This is a genomic window from Rhodanobacter terrae (assembly GCF_042657005.1).
GTDB classification, from domain to species: Bacteria; Pseudomonadota; Gammaproteobacteria; order Xanthomonadales; family Rhodanobacteraceae; genus Rhodanobacter; species Rhodanobacter terrae.
The window spans coordinates 186,909-212,871 of the sequence record NZ_JBHSNG010000003.1; the positions used below are offsets into that span (position 1 = coordinate 186,909).

Genomic DNA, 25,963 nt, shown 5'->3' on the forward strand with positions numbered 1-25,963 from the left:
CCGGCCCGGATTGCCGCGCGTGAACGCGCTGTGGCAGCGGAGGCTGCATCGTTGCGCCCGCGCGCTGGGCTGGACCGCCGGGGTGACGGTGATCCTGTTCGCCGTGCTGGTGGCGCTGACCCAGTTGCTGCTGCCATTGCTGGCGCGGCATCCGGCATGGGTGGCCGCCCAGCTCAGCCAGCGGTTGCAGCGGCCGGTCAGCTTCGCCTCGATGGAAGGTCGCTGGACGCCGTCCGGCCCGCTGTTCGTGATGCACGGCGTGACGATCGGCGCGGCGGCAGGCGAGAGCGGTGCGGCGTTGCAGCTGCCCGAGTCCGAGCTGAAACTCGATTTCGGCGGCTGGCTGCTGCCGTCTCGGCACCTGCTCAACCTGTATGTACGTGGCCTGCAACTGGACCTGCTGCACGATGCCGGCGGCTGGCACGTCAACGGCATCGGCGTCGCCGGCGGTGGCAACCGGCAGCCGATTTCGTTGGGTCAGATGTCGGTGGACCTGTGGCTGGAAGACCTTCGCGTGGTGGTCACCGACGCGTTGCTGAACAAGCAGTACACCTTGCTGTCCCGACAATTGCGCCTGAGTCACCAAGGCGGCCAGATCCGCTTCGGCGGCGTGCTGCAGCGCAGTGGCGTGAATGCCGCCGTGCACACGGCCGGTCGCTTCGGCGAGGACGGTCGCGCCGGTCAGGTGTGGGTGGGCTTCGATGATGTCGATCTGAAGCCGCTGTTGAACGGCATCGATCCGGGTGGTTATACGGCCAACCAGGGCCATGGCAAGTTGAGCGCATGGCTGGACTGGCGCGAGGGCACGCTGACCAGCAGCCTGATCCGCTTCGACCTGGATACGCTGACGGTGACTGCGCCCACCGGGGGCGCCGCCAGTGTGGCGGCCCTGCACGGGCTGGTCGGCGTGCGCCAGAGCGGCGATGGCTACGACGTGCGTTGGGCTGGCGACGACGGCAGCGCCCTGGCGCTGAGCCTGCATCAGCCTGGCAGCGCTCGGGCCAGCGCGGGTGTCGCTGCACGCAAGCTGCAACTGGCGCCGCTGCTGCCATGGCTGGCGTTGAAACCGGATCTGGCGCCCGCCCTGGCGCAGTGGCTGGGCAGTGGACACCCCCGCGGCGACCTCAGCCGCGTAGCACTGCGCTGGAATCGTGCCGGCGGGCTGCAAGCCGTTGCGGTGGCCTTCAACGACCTGGGCATCGACGCGGTAGGCAAATTGCCGGGCCTGAGCAGCCTGCATGGCGAGCTGCGCGGCGACGCCGAGGCGCTGTCGCTGGAGCTGCCGGCACAGGCCGCCACGCTGCAGTTTTCACACGAATTCCGGCAGCCCTTCGTGATGTCGCAACTGGCCGGCACGCTGGCATTCTGGCCGCAGGACGGTGATTGGCATATCGGCGTCGACACGCTGGATTTCGCCGGCACCGGATATGCCGGGCAGGCCCGTGGCGAAGTGATCCTGCCGGCGCAGGGCCGCCCGTTCCTCGACCTCTACGCCACGCTGGACCACGCCGACGTGCTTGCGGCCAAACTGTTCTGGCCGCTGGACTCGATGTCGCCCGGCACCATCGCCTGGCTGGATCGGGGCTTGCTGGCCGGCAACATCGACCAGGCGCAGGTGCTGGTGCGCGGCGACCTCGCGGACTGGCCATTCCGCCACAACGAAGGGCGCTTCGAGGCGCGTGCGGTGATCAGCAACCTCACCCTCGACTACGGCAAGGAGTGGCCGCACGCCGAAGGTATCAACGCCGTGGCCAACTTCATCAACAACGGCATGCTGGTCGAGGCCAGCAGCGGCCAGTCGTTGGGTGTGAAGGCGGACAAGGCGGTGGCGCTGATCCCGGATTTCGGCGAAGGCCTGCTCGATCTGAGCGTGCAAGGCAACGGCAGCGGCGCCAGCCTGATGGAGTTCGTGCGCAAGAGCCCGATCGGCATGCGTCAGGCCGATACGCTGGCCAAGCTGAATCTGGGCGGCAGCGGCACCTTCGATTTTCACCTGAGCCTGCCGCTGAAGAAGGCCGAGGATGCTCAGCTGGACGGCAACGCCCAGCTGAAGGATGCCGACCTCAGCGCACCGGACTGGAACCTCAAGCTGGACAAACTCAACGGGCCGTTGCGCTTCAACTTGCACGGCATGCAGGCCGGCCCGCTGGATGCCGGCTTTCGCGGCCAGCCGTCGAAACTGCAACTGGCGATCGCAGCGGCCAACAGCGACCCGGCCACCGTGTTGTCGGCGCAATTGCAGGGCAGTTACCGCATGTCCGAGCTGGTGCAGGACTATCCGTCGCTCAACTGGCTCGGCGAACTGGCCGACGGTCGCAGCGACTTCGATATCGGCTTCACGATCGCGCATGTGCCGGGCAGCGATGCGCTGGCGCAGACTCTCAGCGTCGATTCGCCACTGAACGGGATAACGTTGGGCCTGCCGGCGCCGCTGGACAAGCCGGCGGCGGCGAGCCTGCCGCTGCACATGACCATGAGCCTGCCGGTCGGCGGCAGCGACCTGCAATTCGGACTGGGCGATGTGGCACGTGGGCACCTGCGCCTGTCCGACGGCGCGCAGCATCCACTGGCAGGTACGCTGGCATTCGGCAACCAGATGCCGGATGCGCTGCCCACCAGCGGCCTGCGCATCCGTGGGCACGCCAGCCGGCTGGACATCACCGGCTGGGTGCAGCAGACGGTGGCAGGCAGCGGTAGCGGTGGCCCGGGACTGGAGAGCCTCGACGTCAGCACCGATCAGGCCGGTTGGTTCGGCCGTCCGATGGGGGCGCTGAAACTGCGTGCCACGCCGCAACCCGATGTGCTCAGCGTGGATGTGGATGGCGCCACGATGGCGGGCAATTTCAGTGTGCCCACCCAGGAGCTGGACAAGCGCGGCGTCACGGCGCGCTTGCAGCGGCTGTATTGGCCGGCCGCAAACTCGCCGGCCGCCGGCACCAAGGCTGCAGTCGTGCCGCCGTCCGATCCCGCCAACACCGGCATCAATCCGGCAGCGCTGCCGCCGTTCCATCTCTGGATCGGCGACCTGCGCCTGGGTGACTCGAAGCTGGGCGAAGCACGGCTGGAAACCTGGCCGACGGCGGCCGGCATGCATATCGAGCAGCTGCGCGCGCTGTCCAGCCGCGTGCAGATCAACGCCAGCGGCGACTGGAACGGCAACGCCAGCAACAGCCACACTCACATGCGCATCAATTTTTCGGCCGAGGATCTCGGCGCGATGCTGGGCGCGTTGGGCTTTGACGGGCTCGTCAACGGCGGCAAGACGCACGACCAGCTCGACGCCACCTGGCCAGGCAGCCCCAGCGCGCTGTCGCTGGCCACGATGGACGGCACCCTCAGCATCCACGTCAACGACGGCCGCATTCCCGAGGCGACATCGCCGGGCGTGGGGCGCCTGCTGGGACTGGTCTCGCTGGCCGAAGTGCCGCGCCGGCTCACCCTGGATTTCGGCGACGTGTTCGGCAAGGGGTTGGCATTTGACTCGATCGCCGGCGACTTTCATCTGGCGAACGGCAATGCCACCACCGACAACCTGCTGATCGCCGGCCCGGCGGCGAACATCAGCATCACCGGCCGCACCGGTTTGCGCGCCAAGGATTACGACCAGGAAATGCGGGTGGTGCCGCATGTCGGCAACAGCCTGCCGCTGGTCGGTGCGATGGTCGGCGGCCCGATCGGTGCGGCAGCGGGCTTCGCCGTGCAGGGCCTGCTCGGCAGGGGGCTGAATCAGGCGGCCAGCGCGCGTTACAAGGTCACCGGAACCTGGGACAAGCCGGTGATGACCTTGATCGAGAAGCGTGGCGCCACGAACACGCCGCCGCTGCTGCTCAATCCCGCCACCAGTCTGCCCGCCGCCGGCCTGCCCGCCGCGACGGGCAGCGTGCGGCCACCCGCCGCGGCCAGCTCGATCCATCCCTGACCCGCAGGACTGCAACCCGCGTGATTACGCCAGCGGCTCGGCCGGCGTCTGCTTGCCGTGGAACGGAAACAGCTGCTGTTTGACGAAGCCGTCCGGCATGTAATCGCCGACCACGCCGTAGCGCTCCGGAAACTTGTTGCGCGACTTCACCGCCGTGCCGAACAGGTAATCGAGAAACGCGTAGTGGGCGGCGTAGTTCCTGTCGATCGCCTCGTCGTCGGAGGCGTGGTGCCAGTGGTGGAAATTCGGCGTCACGACCAGGTACTTCAGCGGTCCCCACGGCAGGTGCACGTTGGCGTGGTTGAACACCGCCTGGAAACCCACGATCAGGATGTAACCGTTCATCGCCGCTTCGCTGAAGCCGAGGATGTACAGCGGGGCCAGCACGCATACGCGGGTGAAGATCAGCTCCAGCATATGCTGGCGCGAGCCGGCCAGCCAGTCCATCGTCTTCACGCTGTGGTGCACCGCGTGAAAGCGCCACAGGAAAGGCACCTCGTGATACGCGCGGTGCGTCCAGTACTGCGCCAGGTCGGCGACCAGCACGCACAGCAGCAACTGCGGCACGAACACGATGTGCTGCACGGTCTGCTGGAAATGGCTGCTGACCAGCCAGCCGAACATGTGGTGCAGCAGGAAATTCACCGTCAGCAGCGCCAGCCCCACGATGAAATGGTTCACCGCGAAATGCTTCAGGTCGGTCTGCCATTCCCTGCGGAAGATCGCCTGGCCCTTGTACAGCGGAAACAGCTTCTCGATCACCACGAAGATCAAGGTCGAGCCAAGCAGGTCCAGGATGAACCAGTCCAGCCCGATGTAAGGGGTGTGATCCGGGAAATTGCCCACCGGCACGCGCGAGCCGCCCAGTGCCACCGCCGCGATCACCAGCACGAACGCCACGATATTGAGATTGCGCTGGCGATCGAGGATGAGATTGCCCAGCGAGATGCCGCCGGCCGCCAGCAAGCCGACCAGCAGCAACTGGCGGATCACGTCGACCGAATACTTGTGGCGCAGATCCGGCGTGGTCAGGTATTGCGGAAAATGGAACGCCAGCACTGCCAGCAGGCACAGGAAGCCCAGCGACAGCGCGATGATGCTGGTGATCATGCCGCGGCCGGGCGTCAGCCCGCCGTCGGCGTGCAGCAGTTCGCGGGTCTGCGCGACCGGCGCCTTCACGGCGCGGCCCAGGGCTTCGCGCGCAGCCTCGCGTTTGGAGTGTTCGCTCATGGTGATCCTTCACGTCAGACGCCGGCCGGCGTTGCCCCGCATGGTAGCGCAGCGCCCGCGCCGAGGCTTTAAAGCGGCCGGCGGCAGCCCCATGTGGGATAGTTACCGATCGACCGCAGACGAACAAAGCCCATGGATTCCCTGATCACGCTAGCCGAAAGCAAATTGTTGTCCCCCGGCGGCATCGCCACCGGCGACCTCGACCGTGTATTCACCCAGCTGATGGGCCCGTCGATCGACGCGGCCGACCTGTACTTCCAGCATTCGCGCAGCGAGTCGTGGCTGCTGGAGGAGGGCATCGTCAAGGACGGCAGCCATTCGATCGAGCAGGGCGTGGGCGTGCGCGCGATCAGCGGCGAGAAGACCGGCTTCGCCTACTCCGACGAGATCGTGCTGCCGCAATTGCTGGAAGCCTCGAAAGCCGCGCGCGCGATCGCGCACGACGGCAACGGTGCCGGCAAGCCGCTGGCATTGAACGGCGCGCGCCAGCTGTATCCGGCGATCGATCCGGTCGAGAGCCTGCCCAACCCCGACAAGATCGCGCTGCTGCGCGAGGTCGATGCGTACGCTCGCTCGCGCGACCCGCGCGTCAAGCAGGTCATCGTCAGCCTCGCCGCCACCATCGACACCATCCTCATCGCCGCCTCCGACGGCACGCTCGCCGCCGACGTGCGTCCGCTGGTGCGCCTCAGCGTGCAGGTGATCGCCGAGCAGAACGGCCGGCGCGAGCAGGGCAATTCCGGCGGCGGCGGCCGTTACGGCTATCGCGAGCTGATCGAAAACGGCCGGGCGCTGGCGTTCGCCGATGAAGCGGTGCGCCAGGCGCTGGTGAATCTCGATTCCGTCGATGCACCCGCCGGGCAGATGACGGTAGTGCTCGGCCCAGGCTGGCCCGGCGTGTTGCTGCACGAGGCGATCGGCCACGGCCTGGAAGGCGACTTCAACCGCAAAGGCAGCTCCGCCTTCTCCGGCCGCATCGGCCAGCGCGTCGCCGCCAAGGGCGTCACCATCGTCGACGACGGCACGTTGCCGGGTCGCCGCGGTTCGCTCAGCATCGACGACGAAGGCACGCCGACGGAGTGCACCACCTTGATCGAGGATGGCATCCTCAGAGGCTACATGCAGGACAAGCTCAACGCGCGCCTGATGGGCATGGCACCTACCGGCAATGGCCGCCGCGAGTCGTTCACCGCGCTGCCGATGCCGCGCATGACCAACACCTACATGCTGGCCGGCCAGCACGATCCGGCCGAGATCATCCGCTCGGTGAAGAAGGGTCTGTACGCACCGAATTTCGGCGGCGGCCAGGTCGACATCACCAATGGCAAGTTCACCTTCTCCGCGTCTGAGGCGTACTTGATCGAGGACGGCAAGATCACTCGCCCGGTCAAGGGCGCCACGTTGATCGGCTCAGGCCCGGACGTGCTCAATCGCGTCTCGATGATCGGCAACGATCTGGCGCTGGATGAAGGTGTCGGCGTGTGCGGAAAGGATGGGCAGAGCGTGCCGGTCGGCGTGGGTCAGCCGACGTTGAAGATTGATTCGATGACGGTGGGTGGGACGGCCTCGTAACCTTTCTGCTCCCTCTCCCACGGCTCCGCCGGGGGAGAGGGTTGGGGTGAGGTGGCTATTGCTTTTTTGTTCCGAGAACCGATTCGCGCGCGATGTTCTTGCTCGCTCTGGTATCCAGAGCGAAGAGCCTTCATCTGCCTGCGATAGCCGAGTTAACTCGCGTCGCGGGTTCTACATGTAGGAGCCCGCTAGCGGGCGATGCTCTTGCTTGTTTTTGCTGATTTAGTGCAGAGCTTTCGTTTGCCTATGGCGCCCGAGTTACTTTCTCTTTGTGTGGCCAAAGAGAAAGGTAACCAAAGAGAAAGGCCACCCCGCTTGGCGCTTGCCGGGCTCCTGCCCGGCAAGTCCGTGAGCCAGGGCCGGGCTTTTCGACAGGACTCCTGTCCTGGCGAAAAGGAATCGACATCCTTGTCGATTCCCCTGCGGGGCCTGTCGACCCCGCCTCACCGCCGCATAGGGGCCCCGGGTAGAGCAGCGTGCCATCCTGGCCCGCACTCGGTGCGCAACCGCTGCGCGGTTGCGAGAGCCGAAGAGCCGAAATGCCAAGTCCTTGAATTAAGTGGTTGCTCGTCAGCCTGCTAGCCCCGACGCGCTATTTACGACCGCGTATCCTTGCAAGTTCGCGTTCCGCTGCGTCGCGGTATTCGCCGAACTTGCGTCCGCGCCAGGCCTGTGCCGACAGCTTCCCATAGTGGCCTAACTCGCCGTTGATGGGGAGCATTTCAGAGATCAAGGTGTTCTTTCGCATTCCGGATATTCTCGTCGCATCGAACAGGGGCACCACGTGCACAGTCGACCATCCGTCGGGAATCGGCAGCGGAACATTGCCAATCAAATACCCCGGTCCTTCGTGGCTCTCCGATCGCCTGAGCTTGTGATCCGTGATGGTGAACTCGTGTTCCTGCCGGATGCGCTTCCCTAGCAAAGGTTCGAAGCGTCCCCACGCCAGCTCATAGAAAACGTGCATGTTTTTGCGTCGCAAGTCCATTTCACACCGGTCCAACGCGTTGAGCACCCCGGCGTCGGAAGCATTGATCCTGCAAAACTGCGTGATCGCATCATCCAGCTGGCTCTCCTTCCATTGGCCTGCAGTCACCTTTTCACGGGTCTCGTCGAAGTGCAGCACCGTGCAGCACTTGGAGCAGACACACCTGATACTTTGAAGTCGTGCCGTCGCAGGCCTCGCGATATGGGCATAGACCCATTCCTCATACGCTAGAAGGCTATGTGCCTCTTCCTCACATACCTGATGCCGGCAAATCGAACACGTATATGCGGCCGCACGCATCACTGCGGTTGCCAGGTTCTCCCAGCGCTTGGGCCCTATGCGATAACGTAGGTTGTCTCCTACGAGCTGAAACGGCACAAAGTCCAAGCTCAGTTTCAGGTGTGGCTCGGGCGAAGCATGATTGGCTGATAACGACGGTCCATGCCCGTCTATTGCCAGAGCCTTATCCCACGCAAGGGCGTTAGGTCTCCGCGTTGGGAGATGGCTTTTCCATTCCGCGACCTGGCGGTGTATCGCAATCAGCGTATTTTGATCGCTAGCCAATACACGTTGCATGCGGCGCGAGAGAAAGGAGTCCCAGTCCTCCTGGCCTTTGTCCATGTTGCAGGCGGCACACGTCAGGACGATGTTACCGATATTATCCGTGCCGCCGCCTGCCAGTGGCTGCATGTGATCACGGTGAAAATGGTAGCCGCCTTCGCCATTTTCACCGAAGGGCGTGAAGCAGTAGTAGCAGCGATGCTGTTGGGACTTCAGTAGCTCACACACGTCCTTGACCGTGTACGAGCCGCCGTTTCTGGCACGGCGATAGGCACGCGTGCTGCGCTGACGGTCCTGCCACCCCCGATCATAGACTGGGCTGAATTGCTCTCTATAGGTCTCCCTTGGGATTAAGAAACCTAGCTTTCCTGCGGCTCGCGTGAACGCGACACCTCGACGGTAGTCGGTGATGGGATCCAGATCTCGAACGCAGGCGCGGTGGTGCTCAAGCGCTTCAGTTCGCTCACCGCAAACCACGCAGGTTGAGAGTTTGCAGAGCAAAACATAGATCTCATCCGATAAGCCAAAAGCTCCGGCCAGATCAATAGGGTCCACACCAACGATCCAGCCATCCGGTGTGGGCGACTGTTCGATGATTTCAAACTTGTGGTAGATATTTCTGCTCATCGAATTGATTGTTGCAGTTCGGAACTGGCCCGTTCGCATCGATGAATAGTACTGAGTGGGTGGTCTAAGCCCAAACCCCTGATCACGACCAGCAAACTGATCAGTAATTACCGGAAAGAGATGCGAGCATTACCTGAATACGCAGGTTGCTATCAACCGCCGGCTGAGTGGTTGGTCCGGCTCAAATTCTTCAGCTGTTGCTCAGTGAGCTCTTGATCGGGTTCTTCTGAAAAGTGCGGGCCACGACGGCCCGCTGCTCTACCGGGGCCCCTGTGCGCCAAGCGGGGTGGCCTTTCTCTTTGGTTACCTTTCTCTTTGGTTACCTTTCTCTTTGGTTACCTTTCTCTTTGGCCACACAAAGAGAAAGTAACTCGGGCGCCGAAGGCGCACGAAAGCTCTTCGCGCCAGATGCAGAAACAGGCAAGAGCATCGCCCGCGAGCGGGCTCCTACAAGAACCCACGACCTAAAGTAACCCGGTTGTCGAAAGCGGACGAAAGCTCTCTGCCCAAATGCTTTTGGGGTTCAAGAGAAACAACAAGCAACGGCATCGCGACTGAAGTCGCTCGCACAAAAGCTTGTCGCGTGGGGAGGCGCGGTCGTCGCTCAACCCTCGGCCGAATCGTCCGCCTTGCCCAGATCCTTCAGCAACTGAAAAATCTCCCGATATGCTCGCGGCGGCTTGTTCGGCGCTTCTTTTTCCAGGCGCGCCTGCCGCACCAGCGAACGCAGATGCTGACGATCGACCTGCGGATGTTCGGCGATCAGCTCGGAGAGCGCACTTTCGTCCTCGGCGATCAGGCGATCGCGCATCGCTTCTAGGCGATGCATCGCGGCATTTTCCTGGCGCTGCTTCTCGCGATTCTCGCCGAGTTCGGCGCGCACGGCGGCGAAGTCTTCTTCGCCGTAGCGGCGCATCACCTTGGCGAGGAACGCGAGCTGGCGCTTCTTCGCGCCATGGGAGGTGATGCGGCGGGTGACGTCGATCTCGTGGCGCACGTCGTCCGGCAGCGCGAGCTTGGCCAGCCGGCTCGGTTGCAGGTCGACCAGCTGCTGCGCCAAGACCAGTACGGCGAGTGCATCGCGGCGCTGCTGGGTGCGGCTGGGGCCGTAATCCACTTCGTCGAGTTCGTTCTGGTTGCGGCTGCGGCTCGGGCTCACGGGTTTCAATTCCAGTTGTGGTGCATGGGTCAGCTGTGCGTTCCGCCATCGCTGGTCGTTTCGGCTTGCTCCAGCGCGAAGCGGGCGATCGGTTCGCCGTCCAGCTCGATGGTCTCGCTGAACATCGCGGCCGGGCGCACCCACAGGCCGTGATCGCCGTAGAGCGCCTGATAGACCACCAGGGGCTCCAGCGTTTCGCTGTGATGTGCGGTGCCCAGCACGCGATAGCGCTGACCCTTGTAGTGACGATAGATGCCGGCGGTGGGTTGCATGGGCGTTCTCCGCAGCTCTTTTCATTTCGTCGCCGTGACCCCATTTTGGATGGTCAGCGGTCGCGAACCGCTTATTCTACCCGCCTACATCCCAGGAAAGCCCAACGTGAGCGAAGTTGCCACCAGCCAGGACCGCAGTCAGACGGATCGAAGTGAGGCCGAACTTGACCGGCTGGCCGAACTGGCCGAGGACGTGATCCGCCGCGCCCGCACCGCCGGCGCCAGCCAGGCCGAGGTGGCGGCCAGCATCGACACGGGGCTGAGCGTCAACGTGCGGCTGGGCGAGGTGGAGACGGTCGAGCACACGCGCGATCGCGGCTTCAGCCTCACCGTGTACTTCGGCCAGCGCAAGGGTTCGGCCAGTACGGCCGATCTGCATCCGGACTCGATCCAGGCCACGCTGGACCAGGCCTGCGCGATCGCGCGCTTTACCGAGGCCGACCCGGCCGCGGGCCTGGCCGACGCTTCGCGCATGGCAACCTCGTTTCCCGACCTCGACCTGTGGCATCCGTGGGATATCGACACCACGCGCGCGATCGAGCTGGGCCTCGAGATCGAGGATGCCGGTCGTGCGCACGCCGGCATCAGCAACTCCGACGGTGCCAGCGTGCAGGCCGGGCAGGGCGTGTCGGTTTACGCGAATTCGCACGGCTTCGTCGGGCGCGAGCGCGGCACGCGGCATTCGCTGTCGCTGGCCTTGATCGCCGGCGACGAGGACGGCATGCAGCGTGATTACTGGTACGACAGCGTGCGTGCTGCCGGTGACTTCATGAGTGCGAAAGCGCTGGGCGACAAGGCTGCAGAGCGCACGTTGGCGCGGATGGGCGCGCGCAGCCTGTCGACGCGGCAATGCCCGGTGCTGTTCGTACCGGAACTGGCGCGCGGGCTGATCGGGCATCTGCTGGGCGCGGTCAGCGGCGGCGCGTTGTATCGCCGCGCCAGTTTCCTGCTCGATCACGTCGGCAAGCCGGTGATGCCCGCGTGGCTCAATATCAACGAGCGGCCCCAGCTGTTGCGCGGACAAGGGTCGGGCAGTTTCGATGCCGAAGGCGTGGCGACCCGCGACAGTGCGCTGATCGAAGGCGGCGTGCTGGCGCGCTATGTGCTGGGCAGCTATTCGGCGCGCAAGCTGGGGCTGGAATCGACCGGCAATGCCGGCGGCATCCATAACCTGATCGTCGATTCGGGCAGCGCGGACCACTCGCAGGACAACTTCGCAGGTCTGCTGCAGCGCATGGGCACCGGGTTGCTGGTGACCGAGGTGATGGGGCAGGGTGTGTCCACTGTCACCGGCGATTACTCGCGTGGTGCATCCGGGTTCTGGGTCGAGAACGGGCAGATCGCGTATCCGGTGGAAGGCATCACCATCGCGGCGAATCTGCGCGAAATGCTCGCCGGGATCCTTGCCGTAGGCACCGATGTAGACCGACGTTCGCACATTCTCAGTGGCTCGATCCTGCTGGAGCGGATGACCGTGGCCGGCGAGTAGCCGGCTGCGGGTTTTCATAGGTCGAAAGTTCACTCGGCAAAGTGGCCAGGGCTTGCTAGCATCGATGCACCCGGCACGGCCGGCCAGCTGTCAACAGCCCAGCTGGCGACGCCAGTTCTCACTTGACTTCAAGGAGATACGCATGAGCGTTCCACCCGAGTCCGTCACTCCGCCACCGCCACCGCCAAGCGATCCGGTGATCGCGGTTCCGTCCGCCGAAGAGCGTCAGTGGGCGACGTTTGCGCATCTGTCGGCATTGGCCGGCCTGGTCATGCCGTTCGGCAGCATCATCGGTCCGCTGGTGATCTGGCTGATCAAGAAAGACACCATGCCGTTCGTCGACGACCAGGGCAAAGAGGCGCTGAACTTCAACATCACCGTGGCGCTTGCCGCGGTCGTGTGCGGACTGCTGTGCATCGTGCTGATCGGATTCCTGCTGTTGCCGGTACTGGTGATCCTCTGGCTGGTGTTCGTGATCGTCGGCACGATCAAGGCCAACGAGGGGACTCTGTATCGCTACCCGTTCGCGCTGCGGCTGGTCAATTGAATCGGGTTCGGTGCCGCCGACGCACATGGCGGCATGCGGCATATTTCCCATAGACTCGCGCAGTCTCCGATCGGGTGAGTGGATCGGCGACACGGGGCCGTCCTGTTCGCAGGGGTGAGCGGTAGGCGTGCGCCGGCTGCATGACACCGGCCGCAGCGGCTGGTGGTGGCTGGTTACGGTGATCCCGGTCGCCGGCATAGTCTGGATCATCGTGCTGTTTGCGCTTCCCGGCGACCAGGGCACCAGCCAGTACGGCGCCGACCCGAAGGAAGGCGTGGCCTGATCGGGAACGGCGTTCCGGCGGATTGAACGAGGGCGGCGCAAGCCGCCCTTTTCAATGCACGCGACAGGCGGTGTAGCGTGCCAGCTCGGCCAGTAGCGAGGCAGGGTCGCCCAGGGTCGCGATCGCGGCCAGTGCGGACTCGGTCAATTCCGCCAGCCGTGCGCGCGAGGCGTCGAGGCCGATGATCGAGGGGAAGGTGGGCTTGTCGGCGGCGGCGTCCTTGCCGGCGGTCTTGCCGATCACCGCCGATTCGCCTTCCACATCGAGGATGTCGTCGCGCACCTGGAACGCCAGGCCGACGGCATGGGCGTAACGATCGAGTGCATCCAGCGTGCCGGCATCGGCGCCGGCCATCAGCGCACCGAGCTGTACCGAGGCGCGGATCAGCGCGCCGGTCTTGCAGGCGTGCATGTGTTCCAGTTCGATGAGTGTCAGCGGGCGGCCGACCGCGGCGAGGTCGAGTGCCTGGCCGCCGGCCATGCCCTCGGCGCCGCAGGCGCGGCCCAGCGCGCGCAGCATCGCCATGCCGGTGTTCGCGTCGATCCGCCGGGTGGGGTCATCGGCGAGAAGCTCGAACGCCAGTGCCTGCAACGCGTCGCCGGCGAGGATCGCCATCGCTTCGCCGAACACGACATGGCAGGTCGGCCGGCCGCGGCGCAGCGCGTCGTCGTCCATCGCCGGCAGATCGTCGTGCACCAGCGAGTAGGCGTGGATCAGCTCCACCGCGCAGGCCGCCGCGTCGAGTTGCGGACCATCTTCGCCAAGCGCATGCGCACTGGCGTAGACCAGCAGCGGACGCAGCCGCTTGCCGCCGCCAAGCACGGCGTAGCGCATCGCGCGATGGAGTTCTGCAGGGGATTGTTCGGCCGGCGGCAGGCTACGGCTCAGTGCCTGTTCGGCACGGACGGTCAGCGCTCGCAGTGCAGGGCCCAGCTCAGAGTTCGGGTTCAAACGGTTCGGCGCTGTCGGGGGCATCGGGATCGAGCAGCAGGCGCACGCGCAATTCGGCTTGCTGCAGCGACTGCTGGCAATGACGGAACAGGCCGATGCCGCGCTCGAACGAGGCCAGCGATTCGTCCAGGCTCAGCTCGCCGCCTTCCATCCGTGCGACCAACTGCTCCAGTTCATCCAGGGAGTGCTCGAAGTCGACGCCGGGCGGGGTTTTGACAGATGCGGGTGCGGTCTTGGCCATGGCCCGCAACGCTAACGCAGCGGCCGTCCGGAATCAATCTGCGCGAGGGTCGGCAACGCTGATTGCGTGACCGGAATCAGCGTGCCGGCTGCCAGTGTGGCCGGGCACGGGCTTGCTGGAAAATCGCCGCGCCGCGTGCGCTGACCCAGCGGTCGGCCACCGCGACCAGTTCGCCGCCGGCATACAGCAGCGGGCAGGCTGCGCGCTGCCACGGCGGCACCAGCCCTTGCTGGAACAGGTCGCGCAGCTCGCGTGTATGCGCATCGCCGGCGGGCTTGATGCGTTCGCCGCCGCGGCGCAGGCGCAAGCTCAGCGGTTCGGCGAGGCGGGCGCCGGCATCGGTCAGCGATAACTTGCCGCCGTCGGGTAGCGCTACCGGTTCGCCGTGCCAGGACAACTCCCGGCCGGTGTCGACGACGACTTCGGGCGTCAATGCCCACAGCCGACCCTTCCAGATATGCAGTTCGGCGCCGTCCCAGCGAATGCACGGCAACTGGCCGGCGCGTGCGCCGCACTGGCGCTCGATCTGCCGCCGCTGCGCGGTGGTGGGCGCCGGCAAGCCGCGGGCATGCAGCCAGTGGTCGAGCAGCGGCTCGCGCAGTGCGGGATTCAGCGCAAGCCAGCCAGCGGCGTGCAGACTGCCATTGGCCGGATCGTGCAGCACATCGAACGCGGCCAGCCATTGCACCTGCAGCGCATCGGCGGCGGCACGGCTGAGCGCGGCGCTATGCACGATTGAATCGACCGCCTGCGGCCAGTGCTGCGTCAACCGTGGCAGGATTTCGCGGCGCAGCTGGTTGCGCGCCATGCGGGTGTCGCTGTTGGAGGGGTCGTCGATGCAATCCAGCCGATGCGTCGCGACGTAGTCACGCAACTGCTGCCGCGACAGCGCCAGCAAAGGCCGCCACAACCGGCCGCGACCGAACGGGCGCAGCTCACGCATGCCACCCAGCCCCTCCGGCCCGGCACCGCGCAGCAGTTTCAGCAATACGGTCTCGGCCTGATCGTCGCGATGATGGGCGAGCAGCAGCCACTCGCCGTTGCGCAATTGCGTGGCGAGCGCGTCATAGCGCGCGCGGCGCGCGGCAGCTTCCAGTCCTTCGCCTCTGCTGCCGTCGAGCTGCACGCGGAGCACCTCGCACGGCAGCTCCAGCGTGGCGCAGAAGCGTTGGCAGTGCTCGGCCCATGCCGCGCTGTGGGCGTGCAGGCCATGGTCGACATGCAGCGCGCGCAGACCGCGCGCGCGCGCCTCGGGCAGTTGTGCCAGCGCATGCAGCAGCGCGGTGGAATCCGGGCCACCGCTGAACGCGACACCCAACGGCGCCGACGACGCGGCCGCCAGGGCGGCGAGCAGATGCTGGCGCAGCGGATCGTTCACTTCGAATCGCTCATTTCTTTGGGACGCGGGGCCGCACGTAGAGATGCTTGCCGTTGCCGATCTGGCGTTCCTCGGTATCGAACAAGCCGATGCCCTTGATCAGCCCGCTGAGCTTGCCGTAGCCGTAGTTGCGCGAGTCGAAATCGGGCGACTGCTTGTTGATGATGCTGCCGATCGCGCCCAGCCCGGCCCAGCCGGTGTCGTCCGAGGCAGCCTCGATCGCACCGCGCAGCAGGTTGAGCAGGTGTGTGTCGTTGCGCAGCTCCTTGGCCGAGCGCTGTTTCGGCGCGGCTTCGGCGGTGGCGGTAGTCGAACCGGCGAGCACTTCGGTATAGATGAATTTGTCGCAGGCGGTACGGAACGGCTCGGGCGTCTTCTTCTCGCCGAAGCCGTAGACGATACGGCCGGATTCGCGGATGCGCGAGGCGAGCCGGGTAAAGTCGCTGTCGCTGGAGACGATGCAGAAGCCGTCGAAGCGCTCGGCGTAGAGCAGGTCCATCGCGTCGATGATCATCGCCGAGTCGGTGGCGTTCTTGCCGACGGTGTAGCGGAACTGCTGGATCGGCTGGATCGAGTGGCGCAGCAGCACCTCCTTCCAGCCGTTGAGATCGGGCTTGGTCCAGTCGCCGTAGATGCGCTTGACGTGCGCGGTGCCGTATTTGGCGATCTCCGCAAGCAGGCCCTCGACGATCGCCGGGCGGGCGTTGTCGGCGTCGATCAGGACGGCGAGCTTGGTGGTGTCGTGGGCCATGGCGGTGATCCGTCGGAGAGGATGGGCCGATGGTAGCGCCGCAACGCTCCATTTGTAGGAGCCCACTTGTGGGCGATGCCTTTGTCCTGAATCCCGAGCGAAGAGCATCGCCCACAAGTTGGGCTCCTACAGTGGCCCCGGGTTATTCCTGATACGCACCGTAGCTACGCAGGCGCTTGTAGCGCTGCTCCAGCAGGTCGGTGACTGGCATGGCCTGCAGTTCATCGAGCTGCTTCAGCAGCACGGCTTTCAGGCGCACCGCCATCGAACGGGGATTGCGATGGGCGCCGCCCAGCGGCTCGCGTACCAGCTTGTCGATCAGGCCCAGCTCCAGCAGACGCGGAGCGGTCATGCCCAGCGCTTCGGCGGCGTCTTTCACCTTGTCAGGGCTCTTCCACAGGATCGAGGCGCAGCCTTCCGGCGAGATTACCGAATAGGTCGAGTACTGCAGCATCAAGGTGCGGTCGCCGACGCCGATCGCCAACGCGCCGCCGGAACCGCCTTCGCCGATCACGGTGCACACGATCGGCACCTTCAGTTCGGCCATTTCCAGCAGGTTGCGCGCGATCGCCTCGCTCTGGCCGCGTTCCTCCGCGCCGACGCCGGGATACGCTCCTGGCGTGTCGATCAGCGTCAGCAGCGGCAGGCCGAATCGCTCGGCCATCTTCATCAGGCGCAGCGCCTTGCGGTAACCCTCCGGGCGCGGCATGCCGAAGTTGCGGCGCACCTTGGTTTTGGTATCGCGCCCCTTCTGGTGACCGATGATCATCACCGGTCGGCCGTTGATGCGGCCGATGCCCCCAACGATGGCGGCATCGTCCGCATACATGCGGTCGCCGGCCAGTTCGTGGAATTCCTCGCAGATCACGCCGATGTAGTCGAGCGTGTACGGCCGGGCCGGATGGCGCGACAGCTGGGTGGTCTGCCACGAGTTGAGGTTGCGGAAGATGTCGGCGGTCTTGATCTTCAGCTTCTCGCGCAGACGCCCGACTTCCTCGTCGATGTTGAACGCCTGGCCACTGCTGGCATGGCGAAGTTCTTCGATCTTCGCTTCCAGTTCGGCGATCGGTTGTTCGAAATCGAGGAAGTTTGGGTTCATTCGTTGCATTTCGTGGCACAGAGCGGCTCAGTATACCGTCCCCCGTGAAAACGCGAGAACGCCGCCGTATGGCTGTGACGGGTTCGGCAGATGGCCGCCATGCCATGCCCGATTGCGTTATCGTCCACCCATTCCGTATGGATGAACCGGTCCGACCATGCCCAAATCGCCCATCGACAACGCCAAGCTGGACCGCATCGTGGCCGAGGCGCGCCGCAACGCCGAACAGCGCGAGCTGGGCTACCGCGAGCGAGCGCTGAAGATGTATCCGTGGGTGTGTGGCCGCTGCGCGCGCGAGTTCACTCGCGCGAACCTGCAGGAACTGACCGTGCACCACCGCAACCACGACCACGACTTCAACCCGCCGGACGGCAGCAATTGGGAGCTGCTGTGCGTGTACTGCCACGACAACGAGCACTCGCGGCACATCGACCACGTGCGGGGAGGCGTGATGGAAGTCGAGGAGGCGCCGCCGGCCACCGGCAACCCATTTGCCGACCTGAAGGCGATGATGGAGCGTGGCGGCAAACGGTAGAGGGCGGCCGTTCAATCCTGCTGCTTGATGATGCGCAGACGGGTTGCCTGCACGCCGGGCAGCGCGCGCACGGCGCGCAGCAGGTCGGGGATGGCGTCCACGCGCCATGCTTCGCCCAGTTCGATGTCGGCCTGGGCGTTGCGGTTGCGGTAGCCGTGCAGCATCACGCTGGCGCGGCCGCCGCGGTAGCCGGCCAGCACATGTTGCAGCTGGGCGATGAAGTCGGGGCCGACCCCGTTCAATTTCAGTTGCAGCAGTCGCGCATACCTGCGGCAGGCGTCGGCCAGCGAACAGGCGCTGCGCGCGCGCAGCTGGAAGCCGCCGCCGGAGAAGTCGTCGATGCGCAGCCCGCCGTCGACGATCAGCATCTGATCGCGGGTGAGCAGCGGCGCGACCTGCTGGTAAAGCTCGCCGAAGAAACTCACCTCGATGATGCCGCTGCCGTCTTCCAACCGCACGAACGCATCGCTGTCGCCGCGTTTGCGCACGGCGGTGACCATGCCGGCGACGGTCCAGGGCGTGTCCGGCCCGCGGCGGAAACGATTGTTGTCGCCGTCATCGTTCTTGCGCGGTTTCGGCGGCTGGTAGCGGTCGCCGATCTCGCCCAGCGGGCAGGTGGACAACTGAGCCAGCTCGTCCTTCCACGGATCGGTCGGATGGCCGGACAGGTAATGCCCCAGCGTGTCGCGCTCGCCTTGCAGCTTCTGCTCCAGCGGCCATTCCGGCACGATCGGCAGGTTGATGTGCACCACCGGTGTCAGGGCGCCCGTCGCGGCGCCAAACATGTCGTTCTGGCCGGACTGCCTGTCGCGCAGATGCTGCTCGGCGGCCTTGATCGCATCGGGCAGCTGCAGCATCAGGCTGGCGCGGTTCGGCGCCAGCGCGTCCAGTGCACCGGACAGGATCAACGCTTCTAGTACGCGGCGGTTGAGCTTGGTCGGATCGACCCGGCGGCAGAAGTCGGCCAGGTCGGTATAGGCGCCATGCGCGCGTTCGGCAACGATCGCCTCGCACGCACCCTGGCCGACACCTTTGATTGCACCGAGTCCGTACTGGATCACGTGGGCGCCCCGGCGCGAGGCAGCGGACGAAGCGTCCGGCTCGACCGCGACGAACATGTATTCCGACGCGTTGACGTCCGGCGGCTGCACGGTGATGCCTAGCGCGCGCGATTCGTCGAGGAAGGTCACCGCCTTGTCGGTGTTGTCCATGTCCGACGAAATCGTCGCGGCCATGAACTCGGCGGGGTAATGCGCTTTCAGCCAGGCGGTCTGGTAGGAGACCAGCGCATACGCGGCGGCGTGCGACTTGTTGAAGCCGTAGCCGGCGAATTTTTCCATCAGGTCGAAGATGGTATCGGCCTTGTCGCCGGCCAGGCCGTCCTTCGCAGCGCCCTCGCGGAACTTGGCGCGCTCCTTCGCCATCTTCTCGACGTCTTTCTTGCCCATCGCGCGGCGCAGCAGGTCGGCGCCGCCGAGCGAGTAGCCGCCGACGATCTGCGCCATCTGCATCACCTGCTCCTGGTAGACCATGATGCCGTAGGTCTCCTGCAGGATCGGCTCGACGCGCGGATCGGGATACTCCACCTCTTCGCGGCCGTGCTTGCGCGCGATGAAGCTGGGAATCAGGTCCATCGGGCCGGGACGATACAGCGCCACCAGCGCGATGATGTCCTCGAAGCGATCGGGCCTGGCGTCCTTCAGCATGCGCTGCATGCCGGACGATTCGAGCTGGAACACGGCGACGGTCTGCGCCTTTTTCAGAAGCTCGTAAGGCTTTGGATCGTCCAGCGGAAGTTGCGCGATATCCAGCGGCGCTTCGCCGGATGTCGCGCGGCGCGCGTTGATCGCTTTCACCGCCCAGTCGATGATGGTCAGCGTGCGCAGGCCGAGAAAGTCGAACTTCACGAGGCCGACCGCTTCCACGTCGTCCTTGTCGTACTGGGTCACTACCCCGCCCCCGCCCGCTTCGCAGTACAGCGGTGCGAAGTCGGTCAGCGGAGTCGGCGCGATCACCACGCCGCCGGCGTGCTTGCCGGCGTTGCGGGTGAGGTTTTCCAGCTTCAGCGCGAGGTCGATCAGCGCGCGGGCGTCTTCGTCGTGCTCGTAGGCCTCGCAGAACTCCTTGACGACGCGGTCGGTCTCCTTCTTCGATTTCTCCGAACGGCCGAGCGCGTCGGACAAGGTGAGATCGAGCGGCCGCGGCGGGATCAGCTTGGCCAGCTTGTCGACCTGGCTGTAACCCATGCCGAGCACGCGGCCGGAGTCGCGCAGCACCGCCTTGGCCGCCATCGAGCCGTAGGTGATGATCTGGCTGACGCGGTCGCGCCCGTACTTGCGCGACACGTAGTCGATCACCTCGTCGCGGCGATCCATGCAGAAGTCGATGTCGAAGTCGGGCATCGACACGCGTTCCGGATTGAGGAAGCGCTCGAACAGCAGGTTGAACTGCAATGGATCGAGGTCGGTGATCTTCAGCGCCCAGGCGACCAGCGAACCGGCGCCCGAGCCGCGGCCCGGGCCGACCGGAATGCCGTTATCCTTGCCCCAGCGGATGAAGTCCGAGACGATCAGGAAGTAGCCGGGGAAGCCCATCTTGATGATGACGTCCAGCTCGCGTTCCAGCCGCGCCTCGTAGTCGGCCAGCGTATGGCCGGCGGCGAGCGGCGCCAGGGCGAGGCGCTCCTTCAGGCCCTGGCGCGACAGTTCGCGGATGTAGCTGTCGAGGTCGTAGCCTTCGGGCACCGGAAAATCGGGCAGGTAGTACTTGCCGAATTCCAGTTCCAGCGTGCAGCGCCTGGCCAGTTCGACGGTGTTTTCCAGTGCTTCGGGAAGGTCGGCGAACAGCTCGGCCATCTCGTCGGGCGTTTTCAGGTATTGCTGATCGCTGTAGTCGCGCGGACGTTTCGGATCGGCCAGCACGCGGCCTTGATTGATGCACACGCGTGCCTCGTGCGCGCCGTAGTCGTCCTGCGTCAGGAAGCGCACGTCGTTGCTGGCGAGGACCGGCAAGCCGAGTTCGGCGGCGAGGGTCAGCGCGACGGCATTCCAGTTCTCCTCGCCGTCGCGGCCGCAGCGGGTCAGTTCCAGGTACAGCCGATCGGGGAACAGTCGGGTCAACGGGCGCAGCTTCGCCAGCGCCGCCTCGATGCCCTGGTTCACCGCGATGCGGCCGACCTCGCTGTCGCGCCCCAGCAGGGCGATCAGTCCGCCGCTGGCGTCGGCGCTCAGCCAGCCGGCTTCGACCAGGGCGCGGCCACCGTGCTGTCCTTCCTGCCATGCGCGTGAAACCAGTCGCGACAGGTTGAGATAGCCCGCGTGGTTCTGGCACAGCAAGGTAAGCCGCCACGGGCGCGGGTCGTCCGGCGCGCTGATCCACAGGTCGCAACCGCCGATCGGCTTGATGCCGGCCGCGTTGCACGCCTTGTAGAACTTCACCAGCGCGAACATGTTGCATTCGTCGGTCAGCGCCACCGCCGGGATGCCGTCGCGCACGCAGGCGGCGACCAGCGCCTTGATGCGGATGGTCGAGTCTACCAGCGAGTATTCGCTGTGCAGGTGCAGGTGGGTATAGCGGACGGTCATGCGGATTTGCGCGGTGAGTCCACGCAGGCTAACCGGCGCTCTGTCCAGCGGCAAGATTGACTTCTGTACGGTTTGCGCGAAGCCTGTCGGCGCCCGCAATCCGCCGGCAATAGGGTCATCTGCCATCCCGATGCAGCATCGCCATGACGGAGTGGTCGGCACCGTAGGGCTGGCCGATCGCACTCTCATCGTCCCGCGTGATAAGCAATCCCGGCAGAGTCCTTCTCGGCGCGCGCGGGAGCTGCACACGAAAGTCGCTCCTTTCCCAGGGATTGATCGAGACGACATTCAAGGGCAGGTTCGCCGGTAAGGGCATTTCCTTGGATGCCCGGTCGCGCAAGCGACGACCGGAGGCCGCGTCGGAACCGGCACACCGGTCGGCCGATCAGAACAGACTCGCCTGGTCCAGCAGCATGCGCACCGGCGCAAAGCTCCGGCGATGCTGCGCGCACGGCCCGAGCTGCCGCAACGCGGTCAGGTGCGCCGGGGTCGAATAGCCTTTGTGGATCGCGAAGCCGTAGCCGGGATGAATGGCATCGAGCGCTACCATCAGCCGGTCGCGGCTGACCTTGGCCAGGATCGAGGCGGCGCTGATCGCGGGCTCCAGCGCGTCGCCGCCGACAATCGCACGGCCGCGGCAGGGCAGGTCCTTCGGCAGCATGTTGCCGTCGATCATGGCTTCGTGGGCCGCCGGCGTGAGGCCGGCTACCGCACGGGTCATGCCGGCCATGGTGGCCTGGAAGATGTTCACGCGGTCGATCTCGTCCCGCTCGATCAACACGATGCAATAGGCTACCGCTCGTTCGATGATCTGCGGGTACAGCGCCTCGCGCTTCGCCTCGCTGAGTTTCTTGGAATCGTCGAGACCGGCGATCGGGCGATCCGGATCGAGAATGACGGCGGCTACCGCCAGGGGGCCGGCCAGCGGGCCGCGACCGGCCTCGTCCACCCCTGCGGTGAAAAAGCTTTTTGCTGTCTCCTCTCCCTGCCGGCGACCGAAGAGATTCTCCTTGCGGGCGAAACATGATGGGGGCGGAGGGTTGCTGGTCGCGGAAAGCTTACCCATCGGCTTGTTTCTCGTTGATCAATTCGGCAATGGCGGCGGCCGCGCGATCTCCCGCATGACCTTTCAGCCCGCCGCGCAACGCCTGGTGCAACTGCTCGAACGCGGCGACGATCAGGCCGCGCCGCTCGCTGTCGCGGAACAGCGCAAGGGTGGCGCCGGCCAGGTTTCCCGCGGTGCAGTCGTCCTGCATCAGTTCGGGTACCAGCCGATCGCCTATGCCAGTTGCGCGCGCCAGAATATTGGGCAGCGCGTAGACATCGGTCTTCAACATTTTCATGGCGCGGGCGATGCGGTAGCTCAGCGGTGCGACCCGGTAGCCGACCACCATCGGCCGCTTGGCCAGCATCGCCTCCAGCGTGGCGGTACCGGAAGCCAGCAGCACTACATCGGCGGCCAGCATGGCCTCATGCGCATGGCCATCCAGCAGCAGGGGCGCCGCTTCATCGAGCGGTCCGTTGCCCAGCAATTCCTTGAGCCTGGCGTGCACCTGCGGATTGGCAGCGGGAATCACGATGCGCAGCCCCGGCAACGCGGCGGCGACCTGGCTGGCGGCGTCGATGAAAATACGGCCGAGCCTCGCCACTTCGGACGGCCGGCTTCCCGGCAACACCGCCAGTACGGGCGCCTGTTGCGGCAACTGCAGGAAATCGCGCGCGCCGACGCGATCGGATACCAGCGCGAAACGATCGGCCAGCGGATGGCCGACGAAGCGGGCATCAATGCCGTGTTTGGCGTAGATCGCCGGTTCCATCGGAAACAGGCAGAGCACGCGTTGGGCGCTGCGACCGATCTTCTCGGCGCGTTTTTCGCGCCAGGCCCAGACCGACGGGCTGACGTAATGCACGGTCAACAGCCCCGCGTGTTTCAGCCGCTGCTCCACGCCGAGATTGAAATCGGGTGCGTCGATGCCGACCACCACGGCGGGCTTCGCCTGCCGCAGACGCGCGACGAGAGCCTTGCGCAGGCGCAGCAGTCGCGGCAGATGGCTGATCACCTCGCTGAAGCCGAACAGCGAAAGCTCTCGGATGTCGTACCACGACTCGAAACCCTGCGCCTGCATGCGCGCGCCGCCGATGCCGACGAATCGCGCCTGCGGATAACGTTGACGCAGCGCGATCACCAGGTCGGCGCCGAGCTGGTCGCCGGAGTCTTCGCCGGCGAGGATGGCGATGAGCGGGGCGCCGGGAATCGGGAATGGGGGATGGGGAATGGCTGGAGCCGGGCTTCCCGTGGGGGTTTGGTCAGTAGCTGTCATGATGTCAACAGGTACTGTGGCGCAGGGCGGGCATGAGGCTGCTTGTTGCTTCGGCTGCTGGCCATTCCCGATTCTCCATTCCCGATTCCCGCGCTAGCGGGCGAGCGACCGTTCGCTGTGATCGAGAAATTCGAGCATGGCCCGCACGTCGGCGCTCTGTTGCGCCTGTTCGATCAGCTTTTCGCGTGCCTCGGGCAGGGACAGGCCGGCCATGTACAAGGTTCGGTAGGCACGCTTGATCGCTGCGATGCGGGTAGCATCGAAGCCACGGCGCTTCAGGCCTTCGCTGTTGATTCCGCGCGGGCGCCCTTGCTGTTCGTTCGCCATCATCACGAACGGCGGCACGTCGTGGCCGACCAGGCATCCCATGCCGATGAAGGCGTGCGCACCGACCTTGCAGAACTGGTGTACGCCGGAATAGCCGGAGAGGATGGTCCAGTCGCCGATCGACACATGGCCGGCCAGTGCCGCGTAGTTGGAGAACACCACGTTGTTGCCGATCTGGCAGTCATGCGCCACGTGTACGTAGGCGAGCACCCAGTTGTCGTTGCCGATTCGGGTGGCGCCGCCGCCGTCACCGGTGCCGCGATTGATGGTGGCGAATTCGCGGATCAGGTTGCGGTCGCCGATCACCAGTTCGGTCCGCTCACCGGCAAACTTCTTGTCCTGCGGGGCGCCGCCGAGCGAGGCGAACTGGGTGATGCGATTGTCGCGGCCTATCCTGGTCGGGCCCTCGATCACCACATGCGGGCCGATCACCGTGCCGTCGCCGATTTCCACTTCGGCACCGATCACGCTGTAGGCGCCGATGCTGACGTTGACGCCGATGACGGCGGAGGGATCGATCAGCGCGGTGGGATGAATCACTTTTCGGTCCTCGCGGCGCACATCAGTTCGCAGCTGGCCACTTCCTTGCCGTCGACCAGGGTTCGCGCCACGAACAGACCCATGCCACGCACCAGGCGTTTCTGCGCAACCTCGAAGCGCAGCTGGTCGCCGGGGACCACCGGCGCGCTGAAACGCGCGTTGTCGATCTTGACCAGATAGAACAGCGGGCTGCTCCTGTCGCCATTGAGATGTCGGCTGATCTGGGTCAGCAATCCGGCGCTCTGTGCCATCGCCTCGACGATCAGTACGCCGGGCATCACCGGATGGCCGGGAAAGTGGCCCTGGAAGAACGGCTCGTTGATCGTCACGTTCTTGATCGCGACGACGCTGACATTGGGCACGATCTCGGTGACGCGGTCCACCAGCAGAAACGGGTAGCGATGCGGCAGCAGCGCCTGGATCTGCTCGACGTTGATCGGTAACGACAGGTGACTGGTTTTATCACTCATTGTTGCTGTCCTTCTCCAGCGCCGACAACCGGCGCGCGTACTCGTCCAGATGTTTGAAGCGCGCCGCGTTCCTGCGCCATTGGCGGTTGTCCTGCAGCGGCACGCCGGAAGAATATTCGCCGGGCTCGCGAATCGAATGGGTGACCAGGCTCTTGGCAGTAATGGTAACCCGGTCGGTCAGTTCCAGATGGCCGAGCACGCCGGCATTGCCGCCGATCATGCAATAACGGCCGATCTTCGCGCTGCCGGCGACCGCGGCGCAACCGGCCATGGCCGTGTGCGCACCGACGTGCACGTTGTGGGCGATCTGGATCTGGTTGTCGAGCCGCACATCTTCTTCCAGCACGGTATCGTCCAGCGCTCCGCGGTCGATCGTGGTGTTGGCGCCGATCTCGCAGTCGTCACCGATGCGCACGCCGCCGAGCTGCGGCAGCTTGATCCAACGGCCGCGATCGGAGTCGAACGCGAGGCCGAAGCCGTCCGAACCGATCACCGCGCCGGGATGTACCAGTACACGCTTGCCCAGCGTGACCCGGGTGACCAGGGTGACCCGCGCTATCAGCCGCGATTGGACACCGACCGTGCAGTGTTCGCCGATGATGCAGTGCGGGCCAAGGATGACGCCGTCCTCGATCACGGCACCGTCTCCGACCACGCAGCACGGACCGATGCTGGCGCTGGCGCTGATTCGCGCATCGGCGGCGACCACGGCGCTGGGGTGGATACCCGATGGCGTCGTCGGCAGCCGTTCGAACAAGGCGGCGATCTGTGCGTAGGCGACGTACGGATCCTTGGCGATCAGGGCCGAGGTCGGACAATCGGGGAGGTTTTCCTCGCGCAGCACCACCACGCCGGCGCCGGTCGCGGTCAACTGGGCGGTGTATTTGCTGTTGGAGAGAAAGCTCAACTGGCTGGGTCCGGCGCCGGCCAGCGTGCCGACGCCGTCGATGACGCGCTCGCCGTCGCCTTTGAACCTCAGCTCGAATCGCTCGGCCAGTGCGGCCACGGTGTGGTTGATCGCGCTCATGCTTGCTCCGGAACCTGCCCGCCATTGTAGGGGGTGACGCCCCGGCATGGCAGAAGAAAGCGCGGCATGGCCGCGCTTTCCGGGGTTGCCGA

The 25,963-nt window shown here is 65.4% G+C and carries 21 protein-coding genes; 6 read left to right on the top strand and 15 right to left on the bottom strand.

The features are described from left to right. Positions 1-19 precede the first annotated feature (19 nt). The gene (locus tag ACFPPB_RS04600) at positions 20-3,919 is read left to right on the top strand and encodes a YhdP family protein (protein ID WP_377324819.1); all 3,900 of its coding nucleotides are present in this window, start codon (positions 20-22) and stop codon (positions 3,917-3,919) included. 24 nt (positions 3,920-3,943) lie between these two features. Here ACFPPB_RS04600 and ACFPPB_RS04605 read toward each other — a convergent pair whose 3' ends face one another. Then, a complete protein-coding gene (locus ACFPPB_RS04605; protein ID WP_377324821.1) occupies positions 3,944-5,149 on the bottom strand; it encodes a sterol desaturase family protein in 1,206 nt (401 codons plus the stop codon). 132 nt (positions 5,150-5,281) lie between these two features. Between ACFPPB_RS04605 and tldD the strand changes: the two genes are divergently transcribed. Next, entirely contained in the window at positions 5,282-6,721 is a 1,440-nt protein-coding gene (gene tldD, locus ACFPPB_RS04610; protein WP_377324823.1) for a metalloprotease TldD, read from the top strand. A gap of 592 nt (positions 6,722-7,313) precedes the next feature. Here the strand turns inward: tldD and ACFPPB_RS04615 are convergent. The 3 genes from ACFPPB_RS04615 to ACFPPB_RS04625 all read right to left on the bottom strand — a co-directional run bounded on the left by ACFPPB_RS04615 (position 7,314) and on the right by ACFPPB_RS04625 (position 10,328). Continuing rightward, positions 7,314-8,897: an HNH endonuclease gene (locus ACFPPB_RS04615; RefSeq protein WP_377324825.1), complete on the bottom strand. Its 1,584-nt coding sequence runs from the start codon at positions 8,895-8,897 to the stop codon at positions 7,314-7,316. A 604-nt stretch (positions 8,898-9,501) separates the two neighbouring features. Then, positions 9,502-10,056 (bottom strand): ribosome biogenesis factor YjgA, encoded by a 555-nt coding sequence (gene yjgA, locus ACFPPB_RS04620; RefSeq protein ID WP_377324827.1) that lies wholly within the window; start codon positions 10,054-10,056, stop codon positions 9,502-9,504. A gap of 29 nt (positions 10,057-10,085) precedes the next feature. Beyond that, the gene (locus ACFPPB_RS04625) at positions 10,086-10,328 is read right to left on the bottom strand and encodes a DUF1653 domain-containing protein (RefSeq protein WP_377324829.1); all 243 of its coding nucleotides are present in this window, start codon (positions 10,326-10,328) and stop codon (positions 10,086-10,088) included. Positions 10,329-10,434: 106 nt separating this feature from the next. Between ACFPPB_RS04625 and pmbA the strand changes: the two genes are divergently transcribed. The 3 genes from pmbA to ACFPPB_RS04640 all read left to right on the top strand — a co-directional run bounded on the left by pmbA (position 10,435) and on the right by ACFPPB_RS04640 (position 12,647). Beyond that, positions 10,435-11,817 carry a metalloprotease PmbA gene (gene pmbA / locus ACFPPB_RS04630; RefSeq protein ID WP_377324831.1) on the top strand — a complete coding sequence of 461 codons (1,383 nt, stop codon included), beginning with the start codon at positions 10,435-10,437 and terminating at the stop codon, positions 11,815-11,817. Between the two features lie 142 nt (positions 11,818-11,959). Next, a complete protein-coding gene (locus ACFPPB_RS04635; protein WP_377324833.1) occupies positions 11,960-12,364 on the top strand; it encodes a DUF4870 domain-containing protein in 405 nt (134 codons plus the stop codon). 127 nt (positions 12,365-12,491) lie between these two features. Continuing rightward, entirely contained in the window at positions 12,492-12,647 is a 156-nt protein-coding gene (locus ACFPPB_RS04640) for a DUF805 domain-containing protein (RefSeq protein WP_377324835.1), read from the top strand. 51 nt (positions 12,648-12,698) lie between these two features. On the opposite strand, the gene ACFPPB_RS04645 is transcribed toward ACFPPB_RS04640, so the two are convergent. The 5 genes from ACFPPB_RS04645 to ACFPPB_RS04665 all read right to left on the bottom strand — a co-directional run bounded on the left by ACFPPB_RS04645 (position 12,699) and on the right by ACFPPB_RS04665 (position 17,067). Further along, positions 12,699-13,598 (bottom strand): polyprenyl synthetase family protein, encoded by a 900-nt coding sequence (locus ACFPPB_RS04645; RefSeq protein WP_377324837.1) that lies wholly within the window; start codon positions 13,596-13,598, stop codon positions 12,699-12,701. Further along, entirely contained in the window at positions 13,582-13,839 is a 258-nt protein-coding gene (locus ACFPPB_RS04650) for an exodeoxyribonuclease VII small subunit (RefSeq protein ID WP_377324839.1), read from the bottom strand. Before ACFPPB_RS04650 ends, ACFPPB_RS04645 begins: the two co-directional genes overlap by 17 nt. A gap of 76 nt (positions 13,840-13,915) precedes the next feature. Further along, positions 13,916-15,217: a tRNA lysidine(34) synthetase TilS gene (tilS, locus tag ACFPPB_RS04655; protein WP_377324841.1), complete on the bottom strand. Its 1,302-nt coding sequence runs from the start codon at positions 15,215-15,217 to the stop codon at positions 13,916-13,918. A gap of 10 nt (positions 15,218-15,227) precedes the next feature. Further along, the gene (locus ACFPPB_RS04660; RefSeq protein WP_377324843.1) at positions 15,228-15,968 is read right to left on the bottom strand and encodes an NYN domain-containing protein; all 741 of its coding nucleotides are present in this window, start codon (positions 15,966-15,968) and stop codon (positions 15,228-15,230) included. Positions 15,969-16,110: 142 nt separating this feature from the next. Next, a complete protein-coding gene (locus tag ACFPPB_RS04665) occupies positions 16,111-17,067 on the bottom strand; it encodes an acetyl-CoA carboxylase carboxyltransferase subunit alpha (protein ID WP_377324845.1) in 957 nt (318 codons plus the stop codon). A gap of 157 nt (positions 17,068-17,224) precedes the next feature. Here ACFPPB_RS04665 and ACFPPB_RS04670 point away from each other — a divergent pair, with 157 nt between their 5' ends. Next, positions 17,225-17,602 carry a YajD family HNH nuclease gene (locus tag ACFPPB_RS04670; protein ID WP_377324847.1) on the top strand — a complete coding sequence of 126 codons (378 nt, stop codon included), beginning with the start codon at positions 17,225-17,227 and terminating at the stop codon, positions 17,600-17,602. Between the two features lie 11 nt (positions 17,603-17,613). Here the strand turns inward: ACFPPB_RS04670 and dnaE are convergent, their stop codons facing one another. The 6 genes from dnaE to lpxD all read right to left on the bottom strand — a co-directional run bounded on the left by dnaE (position 17,614) and on the right by lpxD (position 25,871). After that, positions 17,614-21,186 carry a DNA polymerase III subunit alpha gene (gene dnaE / locus ACFPPB_RS04675; RefSeq protein ID WP_377324849.1) on the bottom strand — a complete coding sequence of 1,191 codons (3,573 nt, stop codon included), beginning with the start codon at positions 21,184-21,186 and terminating at the stop codon, positions 17,614-17,616. Between the two features lie 385 nt (positions 21,187-21,571). Further along, a complete protein-coding gene (rnhB, locus tag ACFPPB_RS04680) occupies positions 21,572-22,252 on the bottom strand; it encodes a ribonuclease HII (RefSeq protein ID WP_377324851.1) in 681 nt (226 codons plus the stop codon). Beyond that, positions 22,245-23,507: a lipid-A-disaccharide synthase gene (lpxB, locus tag ACFPPB_RS04685; RefSeq protein ID WP_377324853.1), complete on the bottom strand. Its 1,263-nt coding sequence runs from the start codon at positions 23,505-23,507 to the stop codon at positions 22,245-22,247. Before lpxB ends, rnhB begins: the two co-directional genes overlap by 8 nt. Before the next feature lie 93 nt (positions 23,508-23,600). Next, positions 23,601-24,374: an acyl-ACP--UDP-N-acetylglucosamine O-acyltransferase gene (lpxA, locus tag ACFPPB_RS04690; protein WP_377324855.1), complete on the bottom strand. Its 774-nt coding sequence runs from the start codon at positions 24,372-24,374 to the stop codon at positions 23,601-23,603. Continuing rightward, positions 24,371-24,844: a 3-hydroxyacyl-ACP dehydratase FabZ gene (fabZ, locus tag ACFPPB_RS04695; RefSeq protein ID WP_377324857.1), complete on the bottom strand. Its 474-nt coding sequence runs from the start codon at positions 24,842-24,844 to the stop codon at positions 24,371-24,373. The genes lpxA and fabZ overlap by 4 nt, the downstream gene beginning before the upstream one ends. Further along, the gene (gene lpxD / locus ACFPPB_RS04700; protein ID WP_377324859.1) at positions 24,837-25,871 is read right to left on the bottom strand and encodes a UDP-3-O-(3-hydroxymyristoyl)glucosamine N-acyltransferase; all 1,035 of its coding nucleotides are present in this window, start codon (positions 25,869-25,871) and stop codon (positions 24,837-24,839) included. Before lpxD ends, fabZ begins: the two co-directional genes overlap by 8 nt. Positions 25,872-25,963: the final 92 nt, after the last annotated feature.

Excerpts from the sequence above, each read along its gene's own strand:
- ACFPPB_RS04605 (WP_377324821.1), bottom strand. The coding sequence starts at position 5,149 with ATGAGCGAACACTCCAAACGCGAGGCTGCGCGCGAAGCCCTGGGCCGC.
- tldD (WP_377324823.1), top strand. The coding sequence starts at position 5,282 with ATGGATTCCCTGATCACGCTAGCCGAAAGCAAATTGTTGTCCCCCGGC.
- ACFPPB_RS04615 (WP_377324825.1), bottom strand. The coding sequence starts at position 8,897 with ATGAGCAGAAATATCTACCACAAGTTTGAAATCATCGAACAGTCGCCC.
- ACFPPB_RS04625 (WP_377324829.1), bottom strand. The coding sequence starts at position 10,328 with ATGCAACCCACCGCCGGCATCTATCGTCACTACAAGGGTCAGCGCTAT.
- ACFPPB_RS04635 (WP_377324833.1), top strand. The coding sequence starts at position 11,960 with ATGAGCGTTCCACCCGAGTCCGTCACTCCGCCACCGCCACCGCCAAGC.
- ACFPPB_RS04650 (WP_377324839.1), bottom strand. The coding sequence starts at position 13,839 with ATGGCCAAGACCGCACCCGCATCTGTCAAAACCCCGCCCGGCGTCGAC.
- ACFPPB_RS04660 (WP_377324843.1), bottom strand. The coding sequence starts at position 15,968 with ATGGCCCACGACACCACCAAGCTCGCCGTCCTGATCGACGCCGACAAC.
- ACFPPB_RS04665 (WP_377324845.1), bottom strand. The coding sequence starts at position 17,067 with ATGAACCCAAACTTCCTCGATTTCGAACAACCGATCGCCGAACTGGAA.
- ACFPPB_RS04670 (WP_377324847.1), top strand. The coding sequence starts at position 17,225 with ATGCCCAAATCGCCCATCGACAACGCCAAGCTGGACCGCATCGTGGCC.
- dnaE (WP_377324849.1), bottom strand. The coding sequence starts at position 21,186 with ATGACCGTCCGCTATACCCACCTGCACCTGCACAGCGAATACTCGCTG.
- rnhB (WP_377324851.1), bottom strand. The coding sequence starts at position 22,252 with ATGGGTAAGCTTTCCGCGACCAGCAACCCTCCGCCCCCATCATGTTTC.
- lpxB (WP_377324853.1), bottom strand. The coding sequence starts at position 23,507 with ATGACAGCTACTGACCAAACCCCCACGGGAAGCCCGGCTCCAGCCATT.
- fabZ (WP_377324857.1), bottom strand. The coding sequence starts at position 24,844 with ATGAGTGATAAAACCAGTCACCTGTCGTTACCGATCAACGTCGAGCAG.
- lpxD (WP_377324859.1), bottom strand. The coding sequence starts at position 25,871 with ATGAGCGCGATCAACCACACCGTGGCCGCACTGGCCGAGCGATTCGAG.